Below are 23,107 nucleotides of genomic sequence, written 5' to 3'. Positions count from 1 at the left end.
GCGCCGTTCCCTGCAGGGCGGCGCGGGCGTGAAGCTCTACCTCACCCCGTCCGAGCAGAAGACCATCGAAGAGTTAAGCCAGGCCGTGGGCAAGACCACCAAGCGCGTGGTCACGCGGTCCCGCGCCGTTGGTCGCAATCCATTCGAGGGGCGCAGTGTTTCCGAGCGGACAGAGGACACGCCGCTGCTGACCGAGGATCAGGCCCGGCGCATGGACCTGGACGAAGTGATCCTCGTGATTGACGCACAGATGCCGATCCGGGCGCGGCGGATCAAGTATTTCGAGGACCCGGCCTTGAAGGTTCTGCATGCGGGTCAGGCGGGGAGTTTCCCATACCCAGATGAGGACGGGCTGCGGCGAGATCGGCAGATGACCGAGACACGGGAGACCGTGGAAAAGCTGAAACAGGAACTCCAAGAGGTGCGGGCGGCTGCGGGGGCTAGGGATTCTGGAGCAGAAGGCGCATCCAAGGCAGTTGAGGCACCGACGACGGACACACAGGTTCCGAGTGTAGCCGTGTCAAATCGCACGCGGGGCCGAGCGGCAAGCGCTGCGGCAGGTGGTGCTGGGACAAGTCAGTTGTCGTTCGATCCGGCTCGACTGGGGCTGAGTGAAGCAGATAGAATGGGGCTGGTGGCGGCTGTTCAGACGACGAGAGCAATCATCTCAGAGCATAGCTGATCATTTGAAAACAAACGCGCGTTTCGGGTTTTCGACCATAAACTTGTGCACCAGCGCCTTGCCGTCAAAGCCGGCCTCGCCCGCCTCCTCGATGAAACGCGGCACCCATTTTTCCAGGATGAAGCCCATACCAAGGCCCCCCTCGCCGTAACTCGCGAACATGCTGCGGCGGGCGATGTCACCGCCGATCATCACCTGATCCGCATGGCCCCACCGCACAAGGTCGAGGATGCAACGCGTCCGCACATCCTCGGAATAGTATTTCGCACGCGTGATCCCGTCGAAGCTGAAGAATGCCCCCGTCTCGGCGACCTTGCGGTGCATCCAAGGGTCGGGATTGCGGTCTAGATGGGCAATCGTCAACCGCGTCATGTCCACACCCTCGCGCCGAACGAGGTCGAGCTGTTCCAGCGCCATCGTGCCCATCTCGGTGTGCGAATGGATCGGCGCACCAGTTTCCTTATGTGCGTCGAGCACGGCCAGCAGAACCTTGATCTCAGCCTCCGACATCGCGTTATAGCCGGTCCCGAACTTAACCACGCCCCCCCGGATCGTGGTTCCGTCCATGCCATCTGTGACCTCGCCCACCACATGCGCGCACAACTCGGCGCGGCTTAGCGAGGCGATCCACTGGCCAAAGGTTATCCCTTTGCCAGGCATGGTGCCGGGCCACATGATCGCCTTGTTGAACCCAGCAGTTGCGATGATCTGCACACCGGCTGCGTTTGCGATACGCTTGACCGTGCCAACGTCCCGGCCGTAGTCGATGGCCGTCGCGTCATAGATCGTCCGCCCACCCGCGCGGGCAAAGATCGCAAGCTCCGCCTGCGACGCCTCGTGACTGTCGAGCAGCAGGTCGGAGTCACCCTTTTCCTTCCACAGCGCTGGGATGCAATAGATGTGGTCGTGGGCATAGGTCACGCCCAGATCTTCAGGGCTAATGTCGCCGTCGACTGTCCGGACAAAGGCCATGGGCCACTCTCTCAGAGAAATAATTTCCTTGACAAGGATAACCATAAAACCAGTAAGAAGCGCAAGAGGTGGGTGTTATCGCGAAAATTTTTGCAACGCCGGGTCGCCCCGCCAAGGCGTTGACGAGGAATAGGCATGTCACGGATCCGCACCGTCCTCGGCGACATCGAAACACCGGGCCTCGGCCTGGTCTACACGCACGAACATCTGATCACGAACCCGCCTGCGCACCAAAAGGATCGCGACCTCGAGCTGTCGAGCTACGAATGTTCATTGCTCGAGCTGATCCTGTTCCGCCAAGCTGGCGGCACGCTGCTGGTCGAGGCGACGACGCTGGATTATGGCCGCAACCCCGCCGCCATGGCCCGAATGTCGGCCGAGGCGGGCGTCCCAGTTGTCGCCGTCAGCGGCTTCAACAAGGCAGCATACTTTCCGCTCTGGGTCGAGACCACGCCCGTCAATGCCATCGCCGACAAGTTGGTGCGCGACGTAGTCGAGGGGATGGACGGCGGCAAGCACAAGGCCGGGCATCTGAAATCAGGAGGCTCCTACAACGTTATCCACCCCGCCGAGGACAAGACAACCCGCGCGGTGGCCCGCGCGCACCGCGAAACCGGCGCGCCGATCTGGCTGCATACCGAGGCGGGGACGATGGGCCTCGAGATGCTCGACATCCTTGAGTCCGAGGGTGTTGATCTCGGGATCGTGGTCGTGGGCCACTCAGACCGCAACCCCGACCCATGGTATCACGCCGAGATCGCGCAGCGGGGCGCCACGGTGCATTTTGACGGCGTGGGAAAGGTCAAATACCACCCCGACAGCACCCGTATCGCTTGCATCAAGGCGCTGATCGCCGCCGGCCACACCGACCGGTTGATGATCTCGGGCGACATGGGGCGCGCCTCCTACCTAACAGGCTATGGCGGCGGGCCGGGCTTTGCCTTCATCGCTACCAAGTTCATACCGCGGATGCTGGCCGAGGGCATCGCGCCTGAGGCGATCGACAGCATCTTCAAGGCCAACCCTGTGCGCTGGCTCGCGCGGTTCTGAACCGCCCCGGCCGCACAATCTGATTGCGAGCATTCATGACTGTCGAAGCGAGATACCTCAGCCGTGATGACTTTGCCCGGCGGATCGCGGACCTGCCGGCGGTCATTCTGCCGCTTGGCGCGACCGAGCAGCATGGGCGTCACTTACCGCTCGGCGTCGATACGATCCTCGCTGAGGCGCTGGCCCTGCGCGTGGCCGAGGCTACTGGCGCGACCGTCATGCCCGCGATGCCCTTCGGCTATTCGTGGGTGTGGCGTGACGCGCCGGGGTCTGTGACAATCGAGCAGAGAACGCTCGAGGATGTGTTGTGCCAGATCGCCGAAAGCCTTGCTGTGCAGGGCGTGCGCCATGTGTTCCTGATCAACGGCCACGAGGCCAATAGCGCAACGATGAAATACGCCTCGCGCCGGCTGTGGGACAGCCCGAACGTCAAAATCTGGCGACTGTTCTACCCCGATCTGTCCGCCGTTATGGCCAAGCATTGCGAAAGCCCGACCTGGCACGGCATCGTGCACGCCTGCGAGTTCGAGACCTCGCTGATGCTCGCCGTCGCGCCGCATCTGGTGGACATGACAAAGGCGGTGCGCGAATACCCCGACCTCGACCGTGGCTATTTCCAGGGCGGCCGCCCGATGGGGGAGCTTAGCGAAAGCGGCGTGTTCGGTGATGCGACCCTAGGGACAGCCGAAAAGGGTAACGCGATGCTTCAGGTTTTCACAGACAGCATGGCCCAGGCCGTCCGAGAGATTTGCGCCGGGGGCTGACCTGCTCCATACCCGGGCAATCGCACCGCGCAGTCGATGGACCGGACCATGAACGATATCTTTAGCCGCATAACAAAGGCCTATCCGACCCTGCAAAAGGCCGAAAGGCGCATCGCCGACCTGATTATGGCGGACGTGGACTTCTTCCTGCGCGCCTCGATCACCGATGTGGCGCAGGCGGCGGGGGTCTCGGCCTCGTCGATCACCCGCTTCAGCCGATTGCTCGTCGGCGACGGATTTCGCGCGCTGAAACTGTCGGTGGCGCAGGCAAAGAGCGCGCAGAGCCCCTATTTCCACCAGTCCGTGCAGGCGCTGAACGAGATCGACATTGCCGGCGGACAACTGGAATTCCTGTATCTGCAGCAGATCGTCGCCTCGCTGACATCGACTTTCTACCGCCTGGATGCCGAGGCGCTGGTGGACGCGATCCGCGCCCTACGGTCCGCGCGCCGCATCCGAACCTTCGGAGTCGCCGTTTCTGGCCTGATTGCGGCAGAGGCCGCTATGCGCCTGATGCGGCTGGGGCTCGAGGCCACGTTTGTCGCGGACGCGCATTTCATGCGCATCGCTTCCAGTCTTCTTGCCCCCGGCGACGTAGCGCTGTGCATCTCGCACACAGGGCGGTCGCAAGAGGTGCTGGACGCCGCCGACATGGCGCGCAAACAGGGCGCGATCGTGTTGGGCCTGACTGCGCCTCATACGCCGCTTTCTCGCAAGGCCGACATCATCCTTGAACTGTCGGTTTTCGAGGAGATCGACATTTACACGCCTTCAATCTCGCATTTTGCATATCATTACGTCATCGGTCTGCTGGCCTTTCACATCGGTCAGTCGGCGGGGCTTGACCGAGATGACCTGCTCGCGAAAATCAAGCTCGGCCTCGCACCGGGCCTGAGCGTTGATCTCCCACAATGAAAATTTTTGCGCCACAATTTTAGACTATATATCAGCCCCTTGGCGGCTCTCAAGATTCAAAAGAAAATCTTTACATTGGGTGCCGCGCTGGTAAAGTCAAAAACATAGATGCCTTTTGCAGCCCTGTCCGGAGTGTCCTGGCTGGCCTGCTCACGGGCGAAAAATGGGGGAGAACGGGTTATGAGATTTCTTGGCACCTGCACCGCGCTTGCAGCCACGCTTGCTGCGTCCAGCGTCGGCGCTCAAACCACTGTGGTCTTAAACTCGGGCCTCGGAGCCGCCGAAGGCGCGACCCTCGTCGATGGGTCCCGCTACGAGGCGCGGCGTGACGGCAAATACACGATCGGCTTTTCCAACGTATTCACCGGGAACAGCTGGGTCATCCAGCTGCTGGAAGAGGCGCAGTGGCGAGCGGACCAATTTCCCGAGATTGAGCGCTATATCGTCACTGACGCCAATTTCGACCCCGCCAAGCAGGTCGCCGACATCGAGGACATGCTTGCTCAAGGCGTGGATGCCATCGTGATCAACCCGACCTCTCCTGTCGCCGTCGTACCGGTGTTGGAAAAGGCCTATGACGCAGGGGTTGCGATCATCATCGTGGCCGCTGACGCGGAGACCGAAAAAGCGACCGTTCGTATCCTCGCCGATCAGGTGAAGTTCGGCCGTGACGGCGGTGAATTTCTTGCCGCGGCCATGGGCGGCAAAGGCAAGGTGATCGCCTTGCGCGGCATCGCCGGCATTTCTGTTGACACAGACCGTTGGGCAGGCGCGGCAGAGGCCTTCGCCAAGAACCCCGAGATCGAGGTGGTGGGCGAGGTATATGCCCAGTGGTCCTACGATCAGGGGCGTCAGGCCTGCGAAAGCCTCGCCTTGGCCCATCCGCAGATCGATGGAGTGTGGTCCTCGGGCGGCGCGATGACGCAGGCCTGCATAGAGGTGTTCAGCGAGCTCGGTCGGGACCTGGTGCCGATGACCGGGGAGGCCAACAACGGCTTCTTCGGTGCCTGGCAGAAGAACCGGGACAGCGGTTTTGACTCAATCGCGCCGCAGAATCCGACTTGGATGGTAGCCGAGGGGATCGCGGCGGCGGTGGGCGTCTTGAACGGTCAGGACATCTACACCGAGTATCAGGTGGTGTCAGAGCCATTCACGTCGGCGGATCTCGACAAACTCTATCGCCCGGACCTGAACGACTCTTACTGGGTCGGCTCGATCCTGCCGGATGACAAGCTCAAGGAACTTTACGGGAATTGAACGGCGCGGCCCCGGCCCAGCGGCAGGGCGCACCGCTGCTTGAGGTGCGCGGCTTAAGCAAATCCTTCGGTGCAGTCTGCGCGCTGCAGGATATGCAACTGGCTGGGCATGAGGGCCGTATCCACGCAGTTATGGGCGAAAACGGTGCTGGCAAATCGACCCTGATGAAGCTCTTGTCGGGCGTCCACCGTCCCGACACGGGCACCATCCGTCTGCGCGGCCGCGACGTCGCATTTGATCAACCGCGCGACGCGCAAAAGGCCGGCATTTCGACGGTTTTTCAGGAGTTTTCCCTGCTGGCGAACCTGTCCGTGGCGGAAAACCTTTTTTTGGGGCGCGAACGCGACCGGACCCACCGGCTTAGCCGCGCCGAGATCCGCCGCCACACTGCGCGGGCGCTGGCTGCGCTCGATCTGCAGATCGACCCGGACATCCGAGTCGGCGCCCTGTCGGTCGGGGAACAGCAGATGGTCGAGATCGCCAAGGGTGTCCTCGCCGACGCCTCGGTCTTCATCTTCGACGAGCCGACCGCGGCGCTCGCCAGCCACGAGGTTGAAATCCTTTTCGCTCTGATCCGGCGGCTCGCATCTCAAGGCAAGGTGATCTTCTATATCTCGCATCGGCTAAGCGAGGTGTTCACGCTGTGCGATGACATCACCATCCTGAAGGACGGACGTTTCGTCACTTGCGTGGACACCGCCACAACCACGGTCGATGCGGTGATCCAGGGCATGGTCGGCCGCCCGATCGAAGAGCTTTTCGAGCCCCGCACGGGCTTATTCGGCCCAGTCCTCCTGCGCGCCGATGTGTTGGCGGGCGACGCCTCCCCGCATCCCGTCTCGCTCGAGCTCCGGGAGGGTGAGATCGTCGGGATCGCGGGTCTCGAAGGTCAAGGCCAGCAAGCTCTGATGCGCCTGCTTGCGGGGTTCCAGCCGGCCCTCGCGGGCTCCCTGACGCTGGGTGCCGACCGCATCGAGGCGGCATCGGCGCGCGCGCGCATGGCGAAAGGGATCGGCTTTGTGCCGGAAAGCCGCAAGGACGACGGTCTGTTCCTGTCGCTGGATATCAGCGCCAACATGGCCTCAGCCGAATTGGCTCGCCGCCCGCTGCTGTCGTGGGTGCCGCACATGGGCGCGCAGATCGACGCGGTGATGCACCAGCTTGGGGTCAAGGCCCCGGATGCGTGGACACGGGTGATCGACCTGTCGGGCGGCAACCAGCAAAAGGTGGTACTCGGCCGCTGGCTTCACGCCGGTGCGAGCGTTCTGCTCTGCGAAGAGCCGACGCGCGGAGTCGATGTCGGGGCGAAGCGCGAGATCTACCGCCAGCTGCGCTCGTTTGCGGCACAGGGGCGCAGCATCCTAGTGACCTCGCGTGAGTTGCCGGAACTGATCGGCCTGTGCGACCGGCTGCTTGTGATCCGCAGCGGCCGGATCGTGGCAGAAATGGCGGCCGAGATCGCCACCGAGGACGCCCTTTTGCGCGCTGCCCTGCCCAGTTTTGAAAGCGATGCCGCATGAAAGGCAAGCCCGAAGTCCCCCCGCGTCGCGGGCTGATTGCCCGGTTTCGGGTTGATGCATTCTGGTTTCGCCAACGGGGGGCCGCATTATCTTTTGCGACGCTGACGTTGATGGTGGCCCTGCTGGGCGTCACGGTGCCGGGCACGTTCTTTTCCGCCGTCAACCTGTCCAACTTGGCCGCACAACTCGCGCCGCTGTTCCTAGTGTCCCTTGGCCAGACCTTCGTTCTCTTAGGCGCGGGGTTCGATCTGTCGGTCGGCGCAGTGATCTCGCTGTCCTCGGCTATCCTGACGCTGGACATGGCCGATCCTGTCAAGATCCCGATAGCCTTCGCGGCTGCGGCGGCCGTCGGTTTGGTCAACGGCTGGGGCTGCGTCCACCTGCGTGTGCACCCGATCATCATGACGCTGGCGACCAGCTCGATCGTGCAGGGCTTCGCGCTGTTGCTGCTGCCCACGCCGGGCGGTGTTGCGCCGCAGGTGCTTGTGCAGATGGCGTCGGGCACATTCCTCGGCCTCCCAGTTGGTCTATACTGGATCATTGCGGCCACGGCGGCGGCGATCTGGCTGGTGCATGGAACAACCTTTGGCGTGCAGCTTTACGCGACCGGACAGAACCCGCAGGCTGCGTGGATGACCGGGATCAAGGCCCCTCGCATCCGCGTCATGGCCTATGTGATCTCTTCGCTGATGGCGGCGCTGGCGGGAGCATATCTGACCGGCCGGCTCGCATCGGGTGATCCGAACGTCGGCAGTGCGCTTGGCCTCGACAGTGTTCTGGGGGCGGTTCTGGGGGGCACACTGTTGTCGGGCGGCGTGGGCGGGCCCATAGGCACCGTGGCGGGCGTTCTGATCATCGGCCTGATGAATAACGGGCTGAACCTCGCCAACGTGTCGCCGTACTATCAGTTCGTGGTCAAGGGGGTGCTGCTGGTAACCGCCGTCAGCTTGTTTCGCCGCAAGGAGGCCGGCCTGTGAGCGCGGTCCTGCGTATGCTGCCGCCCGCCTTCTGGGGCCTGAGTTTGGTCTGCGTCTTTGCGGCTTTTACCCAGCCACAATTTCTCTCGCTGTCGTTCCTTATGATTCTGCTGCGCCAAGCCGCCCCGCTGGGCCTCGTGGCGTTGGGGCAAACCTTCGTCATCGCCAACCGCTCGCTCGATCTGTCAGTGGGGGCGACGATTGCGCTCGTCAACCTCATCGTCGCGCATGCTATGTGGAAGGGGTATCCGCCGTCGATCCTGATCTTCCTCGCCCTTGGTACCGGGGTGGTGATCGGTCTCACCAACGGCGTGCTTGTCACTGTCCTGCGCGGCTCTGCGGTCGTGGTGACGTTGGGCACGGCGGCGATCATCACCGGGCTGGGGTTCCTATACTCCGGCGGCGCGCCGGGGAGTTCCGTGCCCGAAGTGATCAAGTGGCTGGGGCGCGGGCGGATCGGGGTTGTGCCGGTGTCGGGCCTCGTGTGGCTGACCTTTGGCATCGTGGCCTGGGTGCTCTTGCGCAGGCTGGCGCTTGGCCGTTATATCTTTGCGGCGGGCGACAATCCCTCGGCGGCCACATATTCAGGCATCCCGGTCAACCGGACGCTGCTGGTGTCGCATGTCCTCTCCGGATTTTTCGCAGCGCTCGGCGGGTTGGTGCTGACCGGCCTTGTCGGCACCGGCGCGCTCAATCTCGGGGCGGATTATGTGCTCAGCTCCATCGTGGCAGTGATCCTGGGCGGAGCGGTCTTTGGCGGAGGGGCGGGCGGGGCGGTCGGCACAATGCTCGGCACGGCGCTGCTCGTGATGGTGCTGAATCTGCTGACAGTGTTCGGTGTCGATGAACCCGGCAAGCTGATCGTGCAGGGCCTCGTTATCGCGGCGGCTGCAATTCTTTATCAGCAGGGCCGCCGGGGTGGCTGAGGGTCTGACCATTGGCCTCGATTTTGGCACCTCGGCGGTCAAGGCGGTCGCGATGGACAGTCAGGGCCGCGTGCACGCCCGTGCGACCGCCAGCTACCCGACCGCCAGACCCGCCCCCGACCGGGCCGAACAGGACCCGCGCGACTGGTGGGATGCAACGATCACGACCTGCCGGGCGATTACGCGCGAGGTCGGCACGCAGTCGATCGACTCGATAGGTCTGTCGGGTCAGCTAAACGGCCTCGTACTGGTGGACAACGGTGGTGCGGTCATCAGACCTGGCCTGATCTGGCTCGACCAGCGCGCCGGGGTCGAGACGGCGGCCCTTCAGACGCACCACGCGCGCCGTCTTGTGCAGACGGCGTCGTCCCCGATATCGCCCATCGCGGTCCTGCCCAAACTGCAGTGGCTGAACACCCACGAGCCCGATGCGATTGCCCGCACGGCCCGCATCTTTCAAGTCAAGGACTACATCTTGTGGCGGCTCACCGGCTGCTTTGCCACGGAGCCAAACGAGGCTTCGGCCACCCTGATGATGGACCTGGAACAACGCGCGTGGGCTCCGGATCTTGCAGGGCACGCCGGCGATAGGCTTGCCCCCATCATTCCATCCGTAGCCATTGCAGGCCGTGTCCTCCCTGCGGTGGCCGAGGAGACCGGGCTGCGCCGAGGCACTCCGGTCGTTCCTGGTTCCGGCGATACCGGCGCGCTCGCCATCGGCTGCGGGGCCTTTGCGCCCGGCACGGTCGCCGTGACGCTTGGCACCGCAGGCCATGTCGTCGCCGCCGTTCCGAACCGTGGCATGGGTCTAGTTGCGGGCCTTTGGCGCATGGCCCATGTGGTTCCAGACCGCGAGCTGTGGCTGGGACTGATCCCGGCGGGCGGGCTGTCGATCGCCTGGCTGAGGGAGTTGATCGAGGGGTTTACCGGTGGCCAGGTCAGCTTTGCCGATCTGGAGCGTTTGGTGCACCGCTCCCGCCCCGGCGCGGAGGACCTTACGTTCCTGCCGTTCCTCGCCGGTGCCGGGACACCTTGGAACGATGCGACCCGCAAGGCTGCCTTTGCCGGTCTGACCACCAGCCATGGGTCCCCCGACATCGTTCGCGCAGTCTACGAAGGCGTCGCCTTCAACATCCGCGCCTGCATCGACGCCTTTGCAGCGGCGGGCGTGCCGATCATCCGCATCCACCTCGCCGAAGGCGGCGCGCGCTCGGCCGCGTGGTGCCAGATCATCGCCAACGCACTGCAGCGGGATGTGCATGTGGTGGCCGAAGGCGATACCTCGGCCGTTGGAGCCGCGATCCTCGCCCGCGCGGGCCTAGGGACGGCCGATCTGGCCGCGCTGATCGCCACTTGCGTCCGCATCGAGCGCACGCACGCCCCAGACCCCGCGACCGCCCCAGCGATGGCGGCGGCGTGGCAGCGCTTTGTCACCCATGCGGGCACGCCCGCATGACCGACCGACTGTTCATCGGCCTCGATGCAGGAACCTCGGTCACCAAGGCGGCGGTGTTCGACACAAGCGGCCGCCAGCTGGCGGTCGCGCAAAGGTCGACCACCATACACCGCCCTCAGGAGGGGTGGAGCGAGCTGGACCCCGGCGCATGCTGGCAAGCTGCGCTTGAGGTTATCACCGAGGTTGTCGCGGGTCTCGGCGCAGATCGCCGCGCCATCGCGGGCATCGGCCTGTCGGCGGCCATGGTCGGGGCCTGGGTGCTCGATGCGCAGGGTACCCCCCTGCGCCCCGCCATCACCTGGGAGGACAGCCGCGCTCAAGGCCTTATTGCCGCGCACATCGCCCGCGACCCGCAGTTTCTGCAGCGTATCTTTGCCGCTTCGGGATCAGTGATGCAGCAGGGCTGCACCCTGCCGGTGATGGCGTGGCTAGCGCGTCATGAGCCTGCGGTTCTGGCGCGGGCCGCGCATGTCGTCAGCTACAAGGATTATTTGCATTTCCGCCTGACAGGCCGCATCGCGACTGACCGTAGCGAGGCGGCGGTCCTTCCGGGTTCCACCATTGCGCGCGATCGATCAGCAGCGATGATCGACCTATTCGGCCTCAAGCGTCACACGCACCTCCTTCCGCCGGTCCTGGAGTCGGAAACCGTGCTCGCGGGCCTCTTGCCCGAAATCGCCGCACGTCTGGGCCTGCCGGCAGGTCTGCCCGTCACCGTCGGCACGGGCGATGTGGCTGCCACCATCATCGGCGCGGGCGGGCTGGCCCTCGGAACCGCCACCGTCGTGCTTGGCACCGCCTGCATGGTCGGGGTAACGTCAGCCCATCCGGTGTTTAAGCCCGCAGACATCGGCCTTCTCTTCACGCTGCCTGGTCGCCGCTGGTATCGCGCGATGCTGAATGTCGCGGGTACGTCGAACCTCGACTGGGCCTTCGCCACGCTGGCACCGGATCTTGCGCAGCGGCTCGACCGCTTTGCCGAGCTCGACCGCATGCTCGACGCGACGCCCCCCGGCGCGCAGGGTCTGACCTACCTGCCCTATCTGTCCGACAGCGGCATTATCGCGCCCCGCGTCAATCCGCATGCACGTGCGCAGTTCGACGGCCTGTCGCCCCGCCACGACCGCGCCTGTCTGTTCCGTGCCGTGGTCGAGGGCGTTGCCTTCGCCATCCGCGACCTGCTCGATGCGCTGTTATTCAAGGGAGACCGGCTGCTGCTGGTCGGTGGTGGCGCGCAGAATGAGCGATGGGTGCAGATGATCTGCGATGTCGTGGGCAAACCGGTCATCGTGCCCGAAGGATCGCAATTCGGCGCGCGTGGTGCGGCCCTGTTGGCCGCGACGGCGGCTGGCATCTTTGCCGACATCATCCAAGCCGCCGCCTCGGTGTCCAGCAACGGGCGCATTTACCAGCCTGACTCGACGCGGGCCACAGAGTTCGCCCCTGCTATTGCGCGCTATGGTCACGCCCGTGATCGTCTGGGGCAAACTGATCGCTGATGCATAGAACTTCTATGGCTTGTCTTGCTCGTGCCGCCTTGCCGACCCCGTTCAGGTAGCAAGATCCGCTTCGATCGGACTTGCTACCTGAACGGTTATCATTATTTTGCGGACCTTGACCCTCAGCAGGCAATCGATGCGGCGCGCCTTCAAGACGGGTCGGTAGTTCACTCCTCAAGCAGCGTACGCAATGCGGCGTCGATCGTCGGCGAATCGCTTGGATTCATCGGGGCCATATGGCCCCAGTCTGAACGAATGACGCGGCATTCGGCGTTTGGGATATGCTCTGCTTCGAACTGCGCATCCTGGGGCGGAAAATACCGGTCAAGGTCCACCGGCATGATGATCGTGCGTGCCTTGATTGCCTTCAGCGCCGCAACGTAATCCCCCCGGTAAACCGGGTTATCGCTGATATCGCCCTTTTCCCAAGTCCAGAGTTGCGACAGCAGGTCGTTCGCATCGCATTTTTGAAAGAACGGCTCCCAGAAATAGGCAACGAATTCTTCATGATCATGCGCGCTGAAGTCGGCAAAGGCGGCATTCCGGTAGAACGGCTCGGACAGTCCCCAGCCTGCATAGATCGAAGCAAAGGCACGCAGTCCGCCGATCGGAGGCCGGTCGTAAAACCCGGCGTTGAAGGCCGCGTCCAGCTCGAGCGCGCGGCGCAAGGACAGCAGGAACACCTTGTTGTAGGAGGCGGTCTTGGCCGATCCCGCAATCGGCGCGCAGGCCCGCACCATGTCGGGATATTGGGCCGCCCATTGATAGGCCTGACACGCGCCCATCGACCAGCCGGTCACCAGCCGCAGCGAATCCAGCCCCAGCGTTTCGGTCACCAGCTTGTGCTGCAAGCTCACGTTGTCATGCAGGGTGATCTTGGGAAACCGGCCCATTTCGAAGGGTGCTGCGGTGTTTGACGGCGACGACGACACGCCGTTAGCCAGAAGGTTGGTCAGGATAATGAAATACTTTGCCGGGTCCAGCGCGCGGTCCTTGCCGGTCAGGTATGCCTCGCTGTCGGCTTCGGTGCCGGTATACCATGACGGCACCAAAACGGCGTTGTCTCGTGCGGCGTTCAACGTGCCGATGGTGCGGTAGGCCATGCGCACATGCGGCAGGAAACCGCCCTTTTGCAGCATGAAGTTCGGGACATCCAGATAAGAGAGTTCAGTCATGATCGGCCTTCCAGACGGTTTGACGGTGCTGGGATCGCTGTCGCACGTGATCGTTGTGCGCCCTCAGAAGGCTAGTTGCCGTCGCAAAGTCTGGCAACCGGCTTTCGCATCGCGCGCGACCAAAACGTGCTGAGCGGCTTCAGAACGGAGGACACAGCAAGATAGACAACAAAGGACGCGCTCGTTACTCACCTGTGCAGCAGCGAGAGGATCGGCGGATGGAAGCCAAGGCAAACGAGTTCAGCGGGCCGGTCGTGTCGTCGGCCCATCTTGCGGCCGGGGCGATGCCTGCGCTGTCAGAGTTCGAATTCAGCGCCATAATGATCTCGCATGCGTTCGACCGCTGGATCGTGCGCTGCATGGCCGCCGCCGGAGTTTCGGACATGTCGCCGATCGATGTCATGGTGCTGCACACCGTCCATCACCGCAGCAAGGCCAAGCGACTGGCGGACATCTGCCTTGTCCTGAACATCGAGGACACGCATGTGGTCAGCTATGCCATCAAAAAACTGGCGCGGCTGCAACTGGTGTCGAGCCACATGCAGGGCAAAGAAAAACTGATCGTGACCACCGAACAGGGCGCCAACGTCTGCCAGCGCTATCACGAAATCCGCGAGGCGCTGCTGGTGCGATCGGTCGAAACGCTGGGGCTGGACCAACTGGCCCTATCCAGGATCGCCGCCCAGATGCGGGTGATTTCGGGGCATTACGATCAGGCCGCGCGGGCGGCAGCGTCGCTTTAGACCACACCAATCGACCGTCGCACGGGTGCGGGTGGTTCGTCCGCCCGGTTCTGCACAAGATTTAATCGCTGACTATTTGGCGACGATTCGTTGACGACTTGTCGATGAAACCCGTGGACTCGCATCACGCCGGTGTTATCGTGACAGGGCACGCGCTGTTGCTGAGCCCCGCGAACGCGGATTTCGGCGCGGTCCGGTGCGATGTTTGGATTGCGTAGGTGCGTTCGTGACAGGGCGCAGGGTGATGGGCAACAATCCGAAGCCAATGCCGCTTCGGCGTTTTGGGAGAACGCGATGACAAGATACAAGCTTGCGGGATGTCTGGCGCTGGCAATGGCCGCCGTTGGATTCATTCCAGCGGGAATGGGGGTTGCCCAGGCGGCCGGGACGCTGATTTGGGGCATGCCGGCAGAAACCGACATCCTCGATCCGCATGCGACGGGCGGGTGGAGCACCTATCAGATCACCTACCAGATCTTCGAGGGACTGGTGAAAGAGGATCTGACCGACCCCACCGCCGCGACCCCGGCGCTGATCCCCGGTCTGGCCAAATCCTGGACGATTTCGGATGACGGGCTGGTCTACACGTTCTCGTTGCGCGAGGGTGTCAAGTTTCACGACGGCACACCGTTCGATGCCGAGGCAGTCAAGTTCAACTTCGAGCGGTTCTGGGACGAAAGCTCCCCCAACTTCTACCCCAAGGCCAAGGCCTTTGTGATTGCCTATACCAAGTGGATCAAGAGCGTCGAAGCCGTCGATCCGATGACCGTCAGGATCACCCTGACCGCCCCGAACTATCAGTGGTTGCGGCAGGGACTGCAAAGCTATGGCCAGCCGCTGATGATCAGCCCGGCTTCGGTCAAGGAATACGGCAACGACGGCGTTGCGGCACATCCCGTCGGCACCGGTCCGTTCAAGTTCGTCGAACGCGATCAGGGCGTGAAGACCGTGATCGAGAACTTCCCGGATTACTGGGGCAAGAAGGCTCTGCTGGACAAGGTCATCTTCCGCCCGCTGCAGGATCCCGCAACCCGGGTGAACGCGCTGGAAAGCGGCGAGATTCACATGATGTCCCCGCCCTGGGATGAGATCGAGCGTCTGGTCAGCGAAGGCTTTGTGCTGACGACCAACGAAAACGTGCCGTTCATCAACTACATCCACCTTAACTACAACTTCCCGCCGATGCAGGACATCCGGGTGCGGCAGGCGATCAACATGGCGATCGACCGCGAGGGGATTGCGAAGGAAATCTACGCTGGCACCGCGCGCGCAGAATACGGGATGCTGTCGCCCGGAACGGACGCCTATGATCCGAACTTCAAAAGCTACAGCTATGATCCCGAAGGCGCCAAGAAACTGCTGGCCGAGGCCGGGTATGCGGACGGGTTGAAGATGGTGTTTGAAATTCCGCAATACGGCACGGGCGAGATCGTCGAAACCTGGATCCAGCGCGATCTGGCCAAGGTCGGCATCGATCTGGAGCTACGAAAGTATGAATGGGTGACCTACCTTGGCAAATGGGCCGGGGGCATGACGCCCGACATCGCGATGAACGAAATCGGTTGGGGCATGTCGACGCCAGCTTGGATCGGAATCGTGGCGCGCTGTGACACCATTGCGCCGAACGGACAGAACTCGGGCGCCTACTGCAACGAAAAGGTCGACGCTCTGCTGGACGAGGCCATTGTCACTGCGGACCCCGAGGCGGCGGCGGCCCTGTATCAGCAGGCCAACCGGATCATCATGGATGACGCGGCCTTTGTGCCCGTGGTCGATGACATGCAGCCGATGATGCTTGCCCCGAACGTCAAGGGCTTTGTCAATCCGCCGGAAGACTGGTTCGATCTGTCGATCGTTTCAATCGAATGAGCCAAGGATAAAGACGGCACGATGGGCGCGTTTCTTGCCAAAAGGTTTCTCGGGGTTCTGCCGGTGATCTTCGGCGTGTCCATCGTGATCTTTCTGCTGGTCCAACTGGCCCCGGGTGATACGGCCACCGTATTGCTCGGGCCCCAGGCGACCGAGGCCGCCAAGGAAGAACTGCGCCGCGCCCTCGGTCTTGATCGTCCGCTGGCGGTTCAGTATTTCCAATGGCTTGGCCGAGTCTTGACGGGGGACTTCGGCACCTCGATCGCGACGCAGATCCCGGTTCTGGATCTGGTTCTACCGCGCTTCGTCAACACCCTGATCCTGACAGCGGCCAGCCTGTTGCTGGCCATCGTCCTGGGATACGGGATCGGCTTTTTCACCGCGCTGCGGGCCAATTCGCTGTTCGACCGGATCGCCACATCCTGCATGCTGATGGCGGGCAGCGCACCGCCCTTCTGGCTTGGGCTCGTGCTGGTTCTGGTGTTCGCCATCGACCTTGGCTGGTTCCCGGTGTCGGGGATGGAGGATTTTGCGGGAGACGGCGGCACGATGGATCTGCTGCACCATCTGGTTCTGCCCGCCGTCACGACGGCCCTGGGTCCGGCGGCGATCATTGCGCGGATCGTGCGATCCGGCATCCTTGATGTGCTGGGCCGTGCCCATGTGCGCGTCGCGCGCTCCAAGGGGCTGCAACGCCGTGACCTGCTGCGGCGCCATGTGATCCTGAACGCCCTGCCGCCGATCGTGACGATCACCGGCCTGCAACTGGGCTACCTGCTGGGCGGCGCGCTGCTGACCGAGGTGGTGTTCGCCTGGCCGGGTCTGGGGTCGCTGCTGTACGACTCGATCACCGCGCGCGACCTGCCGGTGTTGCAGGCGGCAACGCTGCTGATTGCGCTGGCCTTCGTGTTGGCGAACATCGCGGTTGACGCGATCAACGCGATGCTGGACCCGAGGTTGCGCGAGATATGACGGCCCCCGACCTGCACCCGCACACCGACCGGCCCCGCCCTGCATCCGTGACGCCGATGTCTTTACAAGGGGGGGTGCCGCCCGCCCAGAGGGCTTGGCGGCTGAAATCCTTCGCCCGCGACCGCGCTGCACTGGCTGCGGCCATTTTCCTTGTGGTGATAGCGGTCGCGGTGGTGTTTGCGCCTGTCCTATCCGCCTACACGCCTGACGAGGCTGACAATCTGGCCCGCAACGCCCCGATGGGAACGGCGGGTCACCTGCTGGGCACCGATCAGCAGGGGCGCGACATGCTTGCGCGGCTGCTCTACGGTGGCCGTGTGTCGTTGATCGTCGGAGTCGTGCCGACCATCGTGGCGGGCCTGATCGGCCTGTTGCTGGGCGTGCTTGCGGGGTTCTTTCGCGGGCTTGCCGATCAGATCATCATGCGCTGCCTTGATGTGATCTTTGCCTTTCCGATGGTGTTGCTAGCGATTGCCATCGCGGGGGCGATGCGGCCCGGCGTTCTGACAGAAGTCATCGCGATCACGGTGGTGCTGATCCCATACTTCGCGCGGCTGGCGCGCACGGCGACCGACGGGGTGATGCCCATGCCGTTCATCGAGGCGGCGCGAGCAGCCGGCGGATCGTCCTTCACCATCCTGACGCGCTATGTGCTGCCCAACGTGTTCAGCCCGGTCGTCGTCTATGCCACGACCCTGATGGGGTTAATGATTGTCGTCGGTTCGGGGCTCAGCTTTCTGGGGCTAGGCGTGCAGCCACCCACGGCGGACTGGGGGGCCATGGTCGCCGACGGCCGCGTGGTGCTGCGCAAGGCCCCGCATGTGACCGTCTTGCCGGGTCTCCTGATCCTTGTCGTGTCGCTGGCCTTCAATTTCATCGGAGATGGCATCCGCGATGCGCTTGACCCGCGGACGATCCGGCGATGAGCGCGGCCCAAATCCCCAGCCTTGTCGTCGAAAACCTGACCACGCGGTTTGGCAGCGATCGTGACGGCGCAACCGTGGTGGACGGCGTCAGCTTCGTCCTGACGCCCGGCCAAACGATGGCGTTGGTTGGCGAGTCGGGGTCGGGGAAATCCGCGACCGCCCTTTCCCTGATGCGCCTGATCGAGCCGCCGGGCCGGATCATTGCAGGCCGTGTCCTGCTGGACGGTCGCGATCTGCTGACGATGCCCGAACGCGGGATGGAGGATGTGCGCGGCGGGCAGATCGGCATGGTGTTTCAGGACCCGCTTACGTCGTTGAACCCGGCGCTGACCATCGGACGACAGATCACCGAAACCATCCTTGCCCACCGCGACATCACCCCGGCCGAGGCCGAACGGCAGGCGATCGACCTGCTGGTGCGGGTGGGCGTCAGCGATGCGGCCCGGCGCATCCACGACTATCCCCATCATTTCAGCGGCGGGATGCGGCAGCGCGTGCTAATCGCGTCGGCCATCAGTTGTGCGCCAGCCATCATCATTGCCGACGAACCCACGACGGCCCTTGATGTGACGGTGCAGGCCAAGATCCTGCGCCTGCTGCATGATCTGCAACAAGAGATGCACGCCTCAATGCTCCTGATCACACATGATCTGGGCGTGGTGGCCGCCATGGCCGATACAGTGATGGTCATGTATGCGGGCCGCATCGTCGAGCAGACCGATGTCGATACGCTGTTCCACGCCCCCCGGCACCCATACACCAAGGCGCTGCTGGCCTGCGTCGCGGGCATCGAGGATGACCGATCGGTTCCGCTGCAACCTATCAGCGGCATGGCCCCTGACCTCAAGGACCTGCCAAGGGGCTGCCGCTTTGCGCCGCGCTGTCCACTGGTGCAGGACGTCTGCCGGACCACCGACCCTGCGCTGCGGGCCGTGTCGCGCAGCCATTCCGTGGCCTGCCTGCTGGTGCAAGAGGAGACCGCCGTTGTCTGACGTTGTGATGCAGGTCGCTGGACTGACCAAATCCTTTGCCGCGCGGGGCGGTTCCTCCGGGTCGGTCAAGGCCGTGGCGGATGTCGGGTTTTCCCTGGCGCGGGGTGAAACGCTGGGGCTGGTGGGCGAAAGCGGGTGCGGGAAATCGACCCTGTCGCGGCTGATCCTGTCCCTGCTGGACGCCGATCAGGGCACGGTCGAGATCGACGGCGTTGATTTCATCACGGCGCCGGCAGCACGCAAACGCAACCTGCGGCGGCGCATACAGATCGTGTTTCAGGACGCGCTGTCGTCACTGAACCCGCGCATGACGGTCGGGGTCAACATCACCGAACCGATGCGCCTGCAAGGTCTGGGAACGGCACGCGACCGCCGGGCCGAGGCCCGCCGCCTGCTGGCGCTGGTGGGGTTGCGGCCCGAGGACGAGGACCGCTATCCGCACGAGTTTTCCGGGGGCCAATGTCAAAGGATCGCCATCGCCCGCGCGCTGGTCCTGAACCCCGAGATCATCGTCTTTGACGAGGCGGTGTCGGCGCTGGACGTGTCGATCCGCGCGCAGGTTCTGAAGCTGATCCTTGATCTGCAACAGCAGTTCGGGCTTTCCTACATCTTCATTTCGCACGATCTGGGGGTGATCAAGCGGATCTGTGACCGGATCGCGGTCATGTATCTCGGGCGGATCGTCGAGATCGGTTCGGCAGAGGCGGTCTGTGGCTCGCCCGCGCACCCCTATACCAAGGCCCTGCTCGGCGCGATTCCGATCCCGGATCCGAGGCGGATGCGGATCGAGAATCTTGGTCTGATCGAGGGGGACGCCGTCGGTGTGCCGCAGGAAGACGCCTGTGCCTTTGCCCCGCGGTGCCCGATGCGGTTCGATCGCTGTCTGGCAGAACGCCCCTTGCTGGCCGCCGCATCGCCCCGCCACGACGCCGCCTGTTTTCTGCTGAACTCTGGCAAACAAGGAAATCCGCCATGACCGAAGTCCCAAGAATTGTCATCACCGGGTTCGAGCCCTTTGCACATGGCACAGAAAACCCGACACTCGATGTTCTGGCCCAGTTACGCAGCGCAAATGACCTGCCGGGCGATCTGACGACCGTTCGGTTGCCCGTGGATTCTGACAAGTTGGCCGAAATCGTGTCGGAACGTCTAGATGCCCTGAAGCCGCATGTCTGGATCAGCCTCGGCGTGGCACCAGGTCTGTCGGTCATAGCGGTGGAACGGATCGCCGCCAACGTGATGGATTTTCCGATCCCCGACAACGTCGGCCGACAATACGGCGGCGAGCCGGTGTTTGCCCACGGACCCGCCGCCCAGATGGCGACTCTACCGGTCAAATCCATCGCGACCGCACTGCGGGCAAACGGCATTCCGGCCAAGGTTTCGAACTCGCCCTCGACCTATCTGTGCAACCAGATGATGTATACAGTGCTGCACCTGATTGCCGAGAAAGGCATGACGACCCGCGCCGGTTTCATCCATGTGCCCGCGCATCCGGCGCTGGTGGCGCAGCAGGTCTATCCCTTCGTGGAAATGCCGTCGATGAGCGTCGACATGATGTCGAGCGCGGTCAAGCGTGCGGTGCAGACAACGCTGGACACCGCAGTCGATCCGATGGTCCCAACGTTCAATTACTGAAGGCTCCAAACTCCGGCACCGGGTCGGAGCGGGTCTTGGAAAGGTTTCCCATGCGAATCGGAGCGGTCCGCTCGCTTGCAGATACGGCGGTGACGCTGGAAATGGCGACCAGCGTGGGCCTCGAAGCTTCGGCCAAGGTCTCGGCCGCGCTGGGGGCGATCGAGCAGGCCATGGCGTCGGGAGCGTTACCCGGCGTGTCCGAAGTGGCGGCGGCCTTTTGTTCGGTCACCGTGCATTACGACTGCCTGCAGATCACACAGTCCGACCTCGCCGACCGGTTGACCGGCCTTCTGGGCAAGGTCGCCCCGACAGAGCGGCCAGAGGGGCGGTCTTGGCTGTTGCCCTGCTGCTATCACCCCGAACTGGGACTCGATCTCGCCAGCCTGTCCGAGGCGCTTTCCCTTGACCCCGACCGGATTGTCGCCCTCCATCAGGCGACGACTTTCCATGTCTACGCATTGGGATTTCTGCCAGGCCTGCCGTTTCTGGGGGACCTCCCGCCCGACCTTGCCCGACCGCGCCGCACTGAACCTCGGCTTCGGGTGCCGGCAGGGTCGGTGGCGATCGCGAACCGGATGTGCGTGATCTATCCGTGGAACAGCCCCGGCGGCTGGCATATAGTCGGCCGCTGCCCCGTGCCGCTGTTCGACATCACCTGCGATGTGCCCGCCCTGCTCGCAGCGGGCGACAGCATCCGGTTCAAACCGATCACACGGGAAGAGTTCCGGGATCTTGACCGCGACCTGCGTGCCTCTGGCGGCAGCCGCGATGCCTTTCGGGTTGCGTGCTGACATGGCCGCCGCGCTGCTCGTAAAGTCGCCCGGCGCCCGCACCCTGGTGCAGGACACCGGGTTTCGCAACGGGCGCTGCCAAGGCGTTCCGGCCTGCGGCGTGCTGGATCGCAGCGCTCTGCGGCTGGTCAATGCGCTGCTGGGAAATGCGCCGGGGACGGAGGTGCTGGAGGTGGCGCTGTCCTCGCCGGTTCTGGTGGCGACGGAGGGGCCGGTGCGGGTGGCAATCAGCGGGACCCTCCGCGGTACCGTGCAGCGCCCCGATGGCAGCAGCCGGCCTATCGGCGTTTGGACAGCGACGACGCTTGCGCCAGGCGACGCGTTGCACTTGCAACCGCCGGAACGCTTTGCGATCGGGCTGATCGGCATTCGCGGCGGGCTCGATCTTCCCCTGTGCCTCGACAGCCGATCGACCTGTCTTGCCGCCGGTTTTGGCGGGGTAATGGGTCGCAGCCTGCAGGCTGGCGACCTGCTTCGGCTGCGTGACCTTGCCGGGCCCGTTCTGGACCACGACCTGTGCGTGACAGAGGATATCGACTCGGCAACCGGACCGATCCGCGTGGTTGCGGGGCCGCAGCATGAATGGCTGGACCCGGACGGGGCAGCAGCGTTCTTTGGTTCGTCTTATACGGTGACCCCCCAACTTGATCGCATGGGGATGCGACTGGACGGGCAGAAGCTGAGCTTTCTTCCGGGCAAGACAGCCGACATCATCTCCGACGGGGCAGCTCCGGGCGCGATTCAGGTTCCGGGTAGCGGACAGCCTATCATCCTTCTGGCGGATGCGCAGACGACCGGCGGATATCCGAAGGTCGCCACAGTTATCCGCAGCGACCTGCCGCGCCTTTCGGCTTGCGTTCCCGGCGACCGCTTGACGTTCCGCTCTGTGTCGATCGCCGAGGCTGAAGGCATCGCTGCGGCACACGAGGCCAGGATCAAGGCCGCCATCGACAGCATAGGCCCCGCATTCGACCCCGGCATGATCGAGGGACGGCTGCGGTCAGTCAGCCTGATCGGCGGGGCCGTCGACATGGCGCGGCCCGACCATTTTCCCGGCCACCTGTATTCCGGCAAAGAGGAGTCCAACCCATGCGACTGAACGTAAATGCAGACCTGGGCGAAAGTTATGGCAGTTTCGTAATGGGCAACGACGCGGCGCTGCTGGGCATTGTCGGCACGGCCAATGTGGCCTGCGGCATGCACGGCGGTGACCCGCTGGTCATGCGTGATACGATCCTGCGCGCCCGCGAGGCCGGAGTTAGCATCGGGGCGCACCCGGGCTATGCCGATTTGCACGGCTTTGGCCGGCGCGCAATGCACCTTTCGGACGCTGAACTTGAGGCGTTGCTGATCTATCAGATCGGCGCTATCGCCAAGATGGGCTGCGTGCTCGGCTGGCCGATCACCCATGTCAAACCGCACGGCGCGCTGAACAATCAGGCCTGCGCTGACGCGCGGATGGCGGGCGTGATCGCCCGCATTATTGCTCGCTGCGATGCGTCACTGATCCTGCTGGCCCCGGTGCTGTCGGAACTGGCTTCTGCGGGGACCGAGGCCGGCCTGCGCGTGGCGCTCGAAGTGTTCGCCGACCGGACTTACGAGCCGGACGGACAGTTGACCCCGCGCAGCATTGACGGTGCGGTGCTGCACGATCCAATGCAGGCGCGCGACCATGTGATGCGGATGGTGGAGGCAGGCGGGATCGTGACGCGGCAAGGAAACGTCATCGCGACGGCGTTCCATAGCATCTGCCTCCATGGTGACGGATGCGCAGCGCTGGAGACAGCACGCGCCGTTACGGATACCCTGCGCAGCCATGGACATCTGGTCGAGCCTCTTGACCGGCTGTTTGCGTGACCAGGGCCCGGAGCAGCGTCGCTTTAAAGTTCTCTGCTGTGCTTTGCACGTCCCATTGTCCGCGGTACGAGGGCCGAGGTTCCTTAACGGATGCGATCATCAGTTTACTAACTGCAGCAGGGGCGC

Annotated in this window: 22 protein-coding genes; 20 read left to right on the top strand and 2 right to left on the bottom strand. The window is 63.7% G+C overall.

The features are described from left to right. A partial coding sequence (locus Q8M85_RS18435; protein ID WP_305547293.1) for a type IV secretory system conjugative DNA transfer family protein occupies positions 1 to 682 on the top strand: 682 nt, incomplete at its 5' end. Here the strand turns inward: Q8M85_RS18435 and Q8M85_RS18430 are convergent. Further along, the gene (locus Q8M85_RS18430; RefSeq protein ID WP_305547291.1) at positions 683 to 1,654 is read right to left on the bottom strand and encodes a phosphotriesterase; all 972 of its coding nucleotides are present in this window, start codon (positions 1,652 to 1,654) and stop codon (positions 683 to 685) included. 135 nt (positions 1,655 to 1,789) lie between these two features. Here Q8M85_RS18430 and Q8M85_RS18425 point away from each other — a divergent pair, with 135 nt between their 5' ends. The 9 genes from Q8M85_RS18425 (at position 1,790) to Q8M85_RS18385 (ending at position 12,018) form a co-directional block, all read left to right on the top strand. Beyond that, a complete protein-coding gene (locus Q8M85_RS18425; RefSeq protein WP_305547289.1) occupies positions 1,790 to 2,704 on the top strand; it encodes a phosphotriesterase in 915 nt (304 codons plus the stop codon). Positions 2,705 to 2,739: 35 nt separating this feature from the next. Further along, on the top strand, positions 2,740 to 3,468 hold the full coding sequence (locus Q8M85_RS18420) for a creatininase family protein (RefSeq protein WP_305547288.1): 729 nt from the start codon (positions 2,740 to 2,742) through the stop codon (positions 3,466 to 3,468). Positions 3,469 to 3,516: 48 nt separating this feature from the next. After that, positions 3,517 to 4,383, top strand: coding sequence for a MurR/RpiR family transcriptional regulator (locus Q8M85_RS18415; protein ID WP_305547287.1), 867 nt, complete (start codon positions 3,517 to 3,519; stop codon positions 4,381 to 4,383). A 108-nt stretch (positions 4,384 to 4,491) separates the two neighbouring features. Then, a complete protein-coding gene (locus Q8M85_RS18410) occupies positions 4,492 to 5,640 on the top strand; it encodes an ABC transporter substrate-binding protein (RefSeq protein ID WP_305547286.1) in 1,149 nt (382 codons plus the stop codon). Then, positions 5,637 to 7,160 (top strand): sugar ABC transporter ATP-binding protein, encoded by a 1,524-nt coding sequence (locus Q8M85_RS18405; protein WP_305547285.1) that lies wholly within the window; start codon positions 5,637 to 5,639, stop codon positions 7,158 to 7,160. The genes Q8M85_RS18410 and Q8M85_RS18405 overlap by 4 nt, the downstream gene beginning before the upstream one ends. Further along, a complete protein-coding gene (locus Q8M85_RS18400) occupies positions 7,157 to 8,137 on the top strand; it encodes an ABC transporter permease (RefSeq protein WP_305547283.1) in 981 nt (326 codons plus the stop codon). Before Q8M85_RS18405 ends, Q8M85_RS18400 begins: the two co-directional genes overlap by 4 nt. After that, positions 8,134 to 9,063 (top strand): ABC transporter permease, encoded by a 930-nt coding sequence (locus Q8M85_RS18395; protein WP_305547281.1) that lies wholly within the window; start codon positions 8,134 to 8,136, stop codon positions 9,061 to 9,063. Before Q8M85_RS18400 ends, Q8M85_RS18395 begins: the two co-directional genes overlap by 4 nt. Continuing rightward, positions 9,056 to 10,519 carry a xylulokinase gene (locus Q8M85_RS18390; RefSeq protein WP_305547279.1) on the top strand — a complete coding sequence of 488 codons (1,464 nt, stop codon included), beginning with the start codon at positions 9,056 to 9,058 and terminating at the stop codon, positions 10,517 to 10,519. Before Q8M85_RS18395 ends, Q8M85_RS18390 begins: the two co-directional genes overlap by 8 nt. Further along, positions 10,516 to 12,018 carry an FGGY-family carbohydrate kinase gene (locus tag Q8M85_RS18385; RefSeq protein WP_305547277.1) on the top strand — a complete coding sequence of 501 codons (1,503 nt, stop codon included), beginning with the start codon at positions 10,516 to 10,518 and terminating at the stop codon, positions 12,016 to 12,018. The genes Q8M85_RS18390 and Q8M85_RS18385 overlap by 4 nt, the downstream gene beginning before the upstream one ends. Before the next feature lie 167 nt (positions 12,019 to 12,185). On the opposite strand, the gene Q8M85_RS18380 is transcribed toward Q8M85_RS18385, so the two are convergent. Further along, positions 12,186 to 13,193, bottom strand: coding sequence for an alpha/beta fold hydrolase (locus Q8M85_RS18380; protein ID WP_305547275.1), 1,008 nt, complete (start codon positions 13,191 to 13,193; stop codon positions 12,186 to 12,188). A gap of 218 nt (positions 13,194 to 13,411) precedes the next feature. Here Q8M85_RS18380 and Q8M85_RS18375 point away from each other — a divergent pair, with 218 nt between their 5' ends. From Q8M85_RS18375 to Q8M85_RS18330, 10 genes are all read left to right on the top strand, one after another. Next, positions 13,412 to 13,936, top strand: coding sequence for a winged helix DNA-binding protein (locus Q8M85_RS18375; protein ID WP_305547273.1), 525 nt, complete (start codon positions 13,412 to 13,414; stop codon positions 13,934 to 13,936). A gap of 294 nt (positions 13,937 to 14,230) precedes the next feature. Then, entirely contained in the window at positions 14,231 to 15,805 is a 1,575-nt protein-coding gene (locus tag Q8M85_RS18370) for an ABC transporter substrate-binding protein (RefSeq protein WP_305547271.1), read from the top strand. Between the two features lie 21 nt (positions 15,806 to 15,826). After that, a complete protein-coding gene (locus Q8M85_RS18365; protein ID WP_305547269.1) occupies positions 15,827 to 16,777 on the top strand; it encodes an ABC transporter permease in 951 nt (316 codons plus the stop codon). Beyond that, positions 16,774 to 17,703 carry an ABC transporter permease gene (locus tag Q8M85_RS18360; protein WP_305547267.1) on the top strand — a complete coding sequence of 310 codons (930 nt, stop codon included), beginning with the start codon at positions 16,774 to 16,776 and terminating at the stop codon, positions 17,701 to 17,703. Before Q8M85_RS18365 ends, Q8M85_RS18360 begins: the two co-directional genes overlap by 4 nt. Further along, the gene (locus Q8M85_RS18355) at positions 17,700 to 18,695 is read left to right on the top strand and encodes an ABC transporter ATP-binding protein (RefSeq protein WP_305547265.1); all 996 of its coding nucleotides are present in this window, start codon (positions 17,700 to 17,702) and stop codon (positions 18,693 to 18,695) included. Before Q8M85_RS18360 ends, Q8M85_RS18355 begins: the two co-directional genes overlap by 4 nt. After that, positions 18,688 to 19,671, top strand: a complete 984-nt coding sequence (locus tag Q8M85_RS18350; RefSeq protein ID WP_305547263.1) for an ABC transporter ATP-binding protein — start codon at positions 18,688 to 18,690, stop codon at positions 19,669 to 19,671. The genes Q8M85_RS18355 and Q8M85_RS18350 overlap by 8 nt, the downstream gene beginning before the upstream one ends. Next, positions 19,668 to 20,333 (top strand): hypothetical protein, encoded by a 666-nt coding sequence (locus Q8M85_RS18345; protein ID WP_305547261.1) that lies wholly within the window; start codon positions 19,668 to 19,670, stop codon positions 20,331 to 20,333. The genes Q8M85_RS18350 and Q8M85_RS18345 overlap by 4 nt, the downstream gene beginning before the upstream one ends. Positions 20,334 to 20,383: 50 nt before the next feature. Next, positions 20,384 to 21,124: a 5-oxoprolinase subunit PxpB gene (gene pxpB / locus Q8M85_RS18340; RefSeq protein ID WP_305547259.1), complete on the top strand. Its 741-nt coding sequence runs from the start codon at positions 20,384 to 20,386 to the stop codon at positions 21,122 to 21,124. Beyond that, on the top strand, positions 21,066 to 22,223 hold the full coding sequence (locus Q8M85_RS18335; protein ID WP_305547257.1) for a biotin-dependent carboxyltransferase family protein: 1,158 nt from the start codon (positions 21,066 to 21,068) through the stop codon (positions 22,221 to 22,223). The genes pxpB and Q8M85_RS18335 overlap by 59 nt, the downstream gene beginning before the upstream one ends. Beyond that, on the top strand, positions 22,214 to 22,981 hold the full coding sequence (locus Q8M85_RS18330; protein WP_305547255.1) for a LamB/YcsF family protein: 768 nt from the start codon (positions 22,214 to 22,216) through the stop codon (positions 22,979 to 22,981). The genes Q8M85_RS18335 and Q8M85_RS18330 overlap by 10 nt, the downstream gene beginning before the upstream one ends. Positions 22,982 to 23,107: the final 126 nt, after the last annotated feature.

The organism is Tabrizicola sp. (genome assembly GCF_030694085.1).
Taxonomy (GTDB): domain Bacteria; phylum Pseudomonadota; class Alphaproteobacteria; order Rhodobacterales; family Rhodobacteraceae; genus Tabrizicola.
The sequence above is the reverse complement of the archived record's forward strand: the minus strand, read 5'-3'. Positions and strand labels throughout refer to the sequence as shown.